Source organism: Pseudomonas cedrina subsp. cedrina (assembly GCF_001983175.1).
In the GTDB taxonomy this organism is placed as follows: Bacteria; Pseudomonadota; Gammaproteobacteria; order Pseudomonadales; family Pseudomonadaceae; genus Aquipseudomonas; species Aquipseudomonas cedrina.
Genome location: NZ_MNPW01000020.1, coordinates 63,269 through 69,324 on the forward strand (window position 1 = coordinate 63,269; position 6,056 = coordinate 69,324).

Consider the following 6,056-nt stretch of genomic DNA (forward strand, 5'->3'; position numbering starts at 1 on the left):
CCTAGGGATAAATGAATTGTGATAGGCGCACGGTCGCACCCGTGGCGAGTGCGACCTGGGTGTCGAAACTGCCGACGCCGTCGCTGCGCAAAGTCAGGTGCAACACCGCTTTGCCGTCATCATCGCTGAGCAGCCAAAGCCTCATGCCCTCGCCCGCGGTACTGGCCTTGAGGGGTTGCGGCTGCAGCATTTCAATATCGAAGCCCTGCAACAGCTCACCGCTGATTGCCACCTCAAGCGGCTCGCGCGCCTTGCCCTGCAGATGGATCACCAATACGTCCGAGGAGCCGTTGCGCAGGAAGCGTTGGTACTCCACACGCACCGCCCCATCGGCGCTGCGCACCTGGGTGGTGCTCAGCGGCCCTTTGGAGAACAGCCCGGCCAAGGTGAGCCCCATGATGACCACCATGGCGTACCAACCGAACCGTTCGAAGCGCCAGACCTTGCGTTGCAGGGCCATGTCCTCGTTGATCGGGTACCGGCGGCTGTGCAGGTCTTCGTGCGCAGGCAGCTTCATCGGCTTCAACCTTTGCTGTGTTCCGCTGAGGACGGGCCTTTGGTCACGCCGCGCGGACCGGCAATACCCCAGGCAGCAGCTCCCACAAACGGCAACAGCACCACCAGGGCGGTCCAGCCTGCCTTGCTGCCCGATGAGTTTTCGCTTCGCCACAGACTATTGAGCACCCACAGATCGAGCAACACCGCGATGACTGCCAGGAAAATCCAGAGATAAGTGAATTGCATGGTGCACCTCCTGTTTGTGTTTATTTAGGTCCGGAGAGTGCGGCAGGGGTTCATTCTTTTTCCGTTGCCAGGAACACATGCCCATTAAGCGAAGCGGCTGCACTGCTATCAATTCACTATTAAATAATTATACGAAGCGGCGGTAGTTACTGCGCTTTGTACAAGTTTATTGGGCATATCGACCGTTCATCGACTGTTTAAAAATCTCTCAAAACAATTTCAAACGCGCCGCTATCGGAATACATACCTGTTGCATAAATGGGTAACGAGCGACACGACAACCAACTACTGAAAAATTGTGGAGAAAGACCATGACAACCAGTAATAAAAACCCAGGTAACTTCGCCAACGATCGTGAAAAAGCCTCCGAGGCCGGCAAAAAAGGCGGCCAATCGTCCGGCGGCAACTTTGCCAATGATCGGGAAAAAGCCTCGGAAGCGGGACGCAAAGGCGGCCAGAACAGCCATGGCGGCGGGCGTAAGTCGTAAGTGATCCAAACGGGGGCAGCTTGGCTGCCCCTTCTGCTGATAAAGGGCGCAGGCCACTGGATTGGGGCGGCTTCGCCACCCAGCGCGGGGCGAGCCCGCTCACTACAAAAAATCTGAATTATTCTTCGTTGGGAGCCTCTCTTCTTTAAACCGCAAGTGATTAGAGGAGGCATCTTGAGTTACGTGGATTGGGTTCAATGGCCCGCCATGGTGGTCACAGTGATCGCGGCATGGCTTATCGGCTCGCAACGCCCGGCAAGAAGAATGGCCGGGTTCTTCTGTTTCATATTGAGCAATATCCTGTGGGTTATCTGGGGCGCCTACGCGCAGGCGTACGCGCTGATCGTGCTGCAGATCTGTCTGTGCACAATGAACCTGCGGGGGTTTAAAAAGAACTTCAGCAATCAATAACCGCGACTTACTCGCAAGTCTGCTGATTGCGCTGGTTCTTCCTGAAGCCCCTGGCGTTCATGCCCAGCAGAATGCACTCCAGCGCAATCAGGCCAAACGCATTGGCGTGCCATCCCCACACAACCCATAACAGGTTGCTCAGGATAAATCCCCAAAACGCGATCATTCGCCGGCGAGGCCGTTGAGAGCCGATAAACCACGCCGAGATGACGGTCACGACCATGGCCGGCCATTGCACCCAATCAATAAGCTCCAAGCGTCACCCGGTTTGGCATGCCGTTGTCGTCATGGGCAAGGCCCGCAACCCCTGTCATTGATGTTCCCTCTACCTGCAAAAGTGTCTTCAGCAATCGACAGTGCGCCTGGGCAGAAGGTTTAAAGTATCTGGATGAGCCTGGTCCTTCTACAAGCGCAGCGTCAAACAAATAGAACTCGCTCCGGTTCCTGATACTCCGATAAGTAGGTTGCGAGTAGAGCAAAGGATCGAGCCCATGCAGAACCTCAAGATCGCTACATTCAACGTCAATGGCATAGGGGCGCGGCTGCCGAACCTTCTGCGATGGCTTGAAAAAGAGCGCCCGGACATCGTCTGCCTGCAGGAACTGAAGGCCCAGGACAAAGCGTTTCCTGCCAAGGATATCGAAGCAGCCGGTTATGGTTGCCTGCACCATGGCCAGGCGTCGTGGAACGGCGTGGCCATTCTGGCACGGGACGCCGAACCCCTGCTGATTCACAAGGGCCTGCCTGGCGCGCAAGACGATTCGCAGTCTCGCTACCTGGAGGCTGCGGCCCACGGCGTGGTGGTCGGCTGCCTGTACCTGCCCAATGGAAACCCGCAACCGGGGCCCAAGTTCGATTACAAGCTCAAGTGGTTCGAGCACCTGATCTCCCATGCCCAGACGCTGCAAGCCAGCGAACACCCAGTGGTGCTGGCGGGCGACTACAACGTGGTGCCCACCGACTTCGACATCTACAACACCCGCTCATGGCTCAAGGACGCCCTGCTCCAGCCGCAAAGCCGCGAATGCTTTCAACGGCTGCTGGACCAGGGTTGGATCGACTCGGTGAGGCACCTGTATCCGGACGAACGCGTGTACACGTTCTGGGATTATTTCCGTCAGCACTGGCAGAAGAATTCCGGTTTGCGCATCGACCATCTGCTGCTGAACCCGGTGCTCGCCCCTCATCTGAAAAACGCCGGTGTGGATGCATGGGTACGCGGCGAAGAGCACGCTAGTGATCACGCGCCAACCTGGATCGAAATCTCATCGCGCAAACCCAGCGCCAAAAAAGCCCCGAAGCGCAGCCCAGCCGACACGCAGGCGACGCCGCAAACCACCGACTCCCTTGATGAATACAACCGCAAGCGTGATTTCGATGCGACCTCGGAACCCTCGGGCGCCGCAAAGCCACGCAAGCCAACCAGGAAAAAAGCCGACGAGCCTACTGCGCTGCAGTTTTGCATCCAGAAGCACGACGCCACGCGCCTGCATTACGACTTTCGCCTGGAGCTCAACGGCACGCTGAAAAGCTGGGCGGTGCCCAAGGGACCGTCGCTGGACCCCAAGTCCAAACGCCTGGCCGTGCACGTCGAGGACCATCCGCTGGACTACGCAACGTTTGAAGGCACGATACCGCAGGGGCATTACGGCGCCGGTGACGTCATCGTCTGGGATCGCGGCATCTGGAAGCCCTTGTCCGATCCCGCCGAGGCCTACGCCAAAGGCCGACTGAAATTCGAGTTACAGGGCGAAAAACTCGGCGGCGTGTGGAACCTGGTCAAGACGCACATGCCCGGCAAGCAGGAGCAATGGTTTCTGATCAAACACCAGGACGAATTCGCGCGCCCGGAAAGCGATTACGACATCGTCAAGGCTGAACCCCACAGCGTGCTGAGTGACCGCACCCTCGTGCAGAAGAAGCGCCCGGGCAAAGCCGCAGAACCCAAGCCCGTCAAGAAGACGGCCGCCGCGCGCGCAAAGCCGGCACACACTCAGCTGGTCAATGCCCAGCCGGCCGAGCTTCCCGAGCTTCTCAAGCCTGAACTGGCCACCCTGGTGGACTCCGCACCCGACGGTGACTGGCGTTACGAGGTCAAGTTCGATGGCTACCGCATCATGGCCCGTGTGGATCAAGGCAAGGTGCATCTGTTCACCCGCAATGGCCATGACTGGACACACAAGCTTCCACGCCAGGCCGAGGCGATTGCCAGCCTCGCCCTGGAGTCCGCCTGGCTCGATGGCGAAGTGGTCGTGGCCAATGAGCGCGGCGTGCCGGACTTCCAGGCCCTGCAGAACGCCTTCGAGCTTGGCCGCAGCGCCAGCATCGTCTACTACCTGTTCGACATGCCTTTTCTCAACGGCATGGACCTGCGCGAAGTGCCGGTGGAGCAACGACGCGAAGCCTTATCCAAGGTGCTGGAGCGCAGTGAAGATGAAGTACTGCGCTATTCGGATGACTTCGCCGAAACACCGGATGCACTGCTCAACAGCGCATGCCAGATGCAAATGGAGGGCCTGATCGGCAAGCGCGTGGGCAGCCCTTATGTTTCCCGGCGCAGCGGCGATTGGATCAAACTCAAATGTAAACGCCGGCAAGAGTTCGTCATTGTCGGCTACACCGAGCCAAAGGGCGCGCGCAGTAAATTCGGCGCGCTGCTGCTGGGCCTGCATGATGCCGACAGCAACGCGCTCAAATACGCGGGCAAGGTTGGCACTGGGTTCAACCAGGTCACCCTGAGCACGATCTACGAACAGCTCACCCCGCTGGAAACCAAGAAGCCTGCGGTGGTCAACCCGCCGACGGGTTTTGAGGCCAAGGACGTGCATTGGCTCAAGCCGTCGCTTCTGGCCGAAGTCGCCTTTGCCGAGATCACCCAGGACGGCTCGGTAAGACATGCCGTGTTCCAAGGCCTGCGTAATGACAAACCGGCCAAGGCCATCGTCGAAGAGCGCCCGGCCCCGGCCCCCAAGGGCGAGAAAAAATCGCCCAGCAAACAACCGGCTGCGACCAAAGCCAAGCGCAAAGCGGGCGACGGTGGCTCAACCAAAATCCGGCTCACCCATCCCCAACGGGTAATTGACCCGAGCAGCAGCTCGACCAAGCGTGACTTGGCGGATTACTACATCGGCGTCTCCGAATGGCTGCTGCCGCAGCTGCTCAATCGCCCGGTCGCCCTGGTGCGCGCCCCGGACGGTATTGGCGGTGAACTGTTCTTCCAGAAAAACGCCGAGCGCCTGGCGATCCCCGGCATCGAGATCATCGGCAAGGAAGCCACGGGCCATCCGGTGATGTTGATCAACAACATCGAGGCGCTGCTGGGCGCGGTGCAGATGAGCACCATCGAACTGCATACCTGGAACGCCGTGTCCAAGGACCTGCAGCGTCCCGATCGCTTCATTCTCGACCTCGACCCCGACCCTGCGCTGCCGTGGAAAAGCATGGTGGAGGCCACCGAATTGACCCTGACGGTGCTGGACGAACTGGGCCTCAAGTCGTTCTTGAAAACCAGCGGCGGCAAGGGCATCCACATCGTCGTGCCGCTGACCCCGAAAGCCGACTGGGACGCGGTGAAAAGCTTCAGCCACGCGATTGTCAAACATATCGCCACGCTGTTGCCAGACCGGTTCTCGGCGGTTTCCGGGCCGAAGAATCGAGTCGGCCGGATCTTCATCGACTACTTACGCAACGGCCTGGGCGCGACCACTATCTGCGCCTATGCCGCGCGCAGCCGCGAGGGGCTGCCGGTGTCGGTACCGATCTTTCGCGACGAACTCAAGGACATCAAAGGCGCCAACGTCTGGAACATCCGCAACGTTCAAGAGCGGCTGGGCGAACTGGACGTGGATCCGTGGGCGGATCTGCCTGGAACCAAGCAAACCATCACGGCCCAAATGCGTAAACGCATCGGCCTCAAGTAGCACCACTGCAGGAGAAATGAAATGGATGACTTCCACATCACGCCGACTGAAAACGGTTGGGCATTGAAGAAGCAAGGCGCGGAACGCGCGTCGAAGACGGCGGCCACCAAGGCCGAAATCGTAAAATTGGCCAGTGAGTTTCTCGAGGGCAAGACCGCCTCGTTGAAGATTCACAAGCAAGACGGTTCGATCGAGGAAGAGCGCACCTACCCTCGCAGCGCCGATCCCCGAAAAACCAAGGGCTAGTGAAACCTGCGCTGCTTGCCGACGTGCAGCATTAACGTCAAGAAAAAGGCCCGAACTTGGTAATGCCAGTCAGTTAAGCGCAGTCCCCCTGTGGGAGCGGGCTTGCCCGCGATAGCGGTGTGAAGTGCGCCCCAAAAGTTGGACAGCTGTTGGTTAGGCTGCAGCGGATCGAGCTCTGTACTCTACAGGGCTCAGTCCGCCAAGCTTCACTTTGATTCGCGTATGGTTGTAGTAATGGATGTATTTA

7 protein-coding genes and 2 pseudogenes are annotated in these 6,056 nt (G+C 58.9%); 5 read left to right on the plus strand and 4 right to left on the minus strand.

Annotated features, from left to right (window positions below; genetic code table 11):
• Position 1 precedes the first annotated feature (1 nt).
• Positions 2-517 carry a hypothetical protein gene (locus BLL36_RS28480; RefSeq protein ID WP_076954921.1) on the minus strand — a complete coding sequence of 172 codons (516 nt, stop codon included), beginning with the start codon at positions 515-517 and terminating at the stop codon, positions 2-4.
• A gap of 5 nt (positions 518-522) precedes the next feature.
• Entirely contained in the window at positions 523-744 is a 222-nt protein-coding gene (locus BLL36_RS28485) for a PLD nuclease N-terminal domain-containing protein (protein ID WP_076954922.1), read from the minus strand.
• 311 nt (positions 745-1,055) lie between these two features.
• Here BLL36_RS28485 and BLL36_RS28490 point away from each other — a divergent pair, with 311 nt between their 5' ends.
• Complete coding sequence (locus tag BLL36_RS28490; protein WP_076954923.1) at positions 1,056-1,232, plus strand: con-10 family general stress protein; 177 nt, start codon at positions 1,056-1,058, stop codon at positions 1,230-1,232.
• A 174-nt stretch (positions 1,233-1,406) separates the two neighbouring features.
• Complete coding sequence (locus tag BLL36_RS28495; protein ID WP_083735353.1) at positions 1,407-1,643, plus strand: hypothetical protein; 237 nt, start codon at positions 1,407-1,409, stop codon at positions 1,641-1,643.
• Between the two features lie 7 nt (positions 1,644-1,650).
• Here the strand turns inward: BLL36_RS28495 and BLL36_RS28500 are convergent, their stop codons facing one another.
• Positions 1,651-1,899 (minus strand): hypothetical protein, encoded by a 249-nt coding sequence (locus BLL36_RS28500; RefSeq protein ID WP_076954924.1) that lies wholly within the window; start codon positions 1,897-1,899, stop codon positions 1,651-1,653.
• A 235-nt stretch (positions 1,900-2,134) separates the two neighbouring features.
• On the opposite strand from BLL36_RS28500, the pseudogene xth reads away from it, so the two are divergent.
• From xth to BLL36_RS28510, 3 genes and pseudogenes are all read left to right on the plus strand, one after another.
• Positions 2,135-2,896: pseudogene (xth, locus tag BLL36_RS31855) on the plus strand (exodeoxyribonuclease III); the annotation flags it as partial.
• A 90-nt stretch (positions 2,897-2,986) separates the two neighbouring features.
• Positions 2,987-5,563, plus strand: a pseudogene (gene ligD, locus BLL36_RS28505) (DNA ligase D); the annotation flags it as partial.
• Positions 5,564-5,584: 21 nt separating this feature from the next.
• On the plus strand, positions 5,585-5,809 hold the full coding sequence (locus BLL36_RS28510; RefSeq protein ID WP_076954926.1) for a DUF2188 domain-containing protein: 225 nt from the start codon (positions 5,585-5,587) through the stop codon (positions 5,807-5,809).
• A gap of 153 nt (positions 5,810-5,962) precedes the next feature.
• Here the strand turns inward: BLL36_RS28510 and BLL36_RS28515 are convergent.
• Positions 5,963-6,056 (minus strand): IS3 family transposase (locus BLL36_RS28515; protein ID WP_130925931.1); only part of this gene is annotated, 94 nt, incomplete at its 5' end.

Excerpts from the sequence above, each read along its gene's own strand:
- BLL36_RS28480 (WP_076954921.1), bottom strand. The coding sequence starts at position 517 with ATGAAGCTGCCTGCGCACGAAGACCTGCACAGCCGCCGGTACCCGATC.
- BLL36_RS28485 (WP_076954922.1), bottom strand. The coding sequence starts at position 744 with ATGCAATTCACTTATCTCTGGATTTTCCTGGCAGTCATCGCGGTGTTG.
- BLL36_RS28490 (WP_076954923.1), top strand. The coding sequence starts at position 1,056 with ATGACAACCAGTAATAAAAACCCAGGTAACTTCGCCAACGATCGTGAA.
- BLL36_RS28510 (WP_076954926.1), top strand. The coding sequence starts at position 5,585 with ATGGATGACTTCCACATCACGCCGACTGAAAACGGTTGGGCATTGAAG.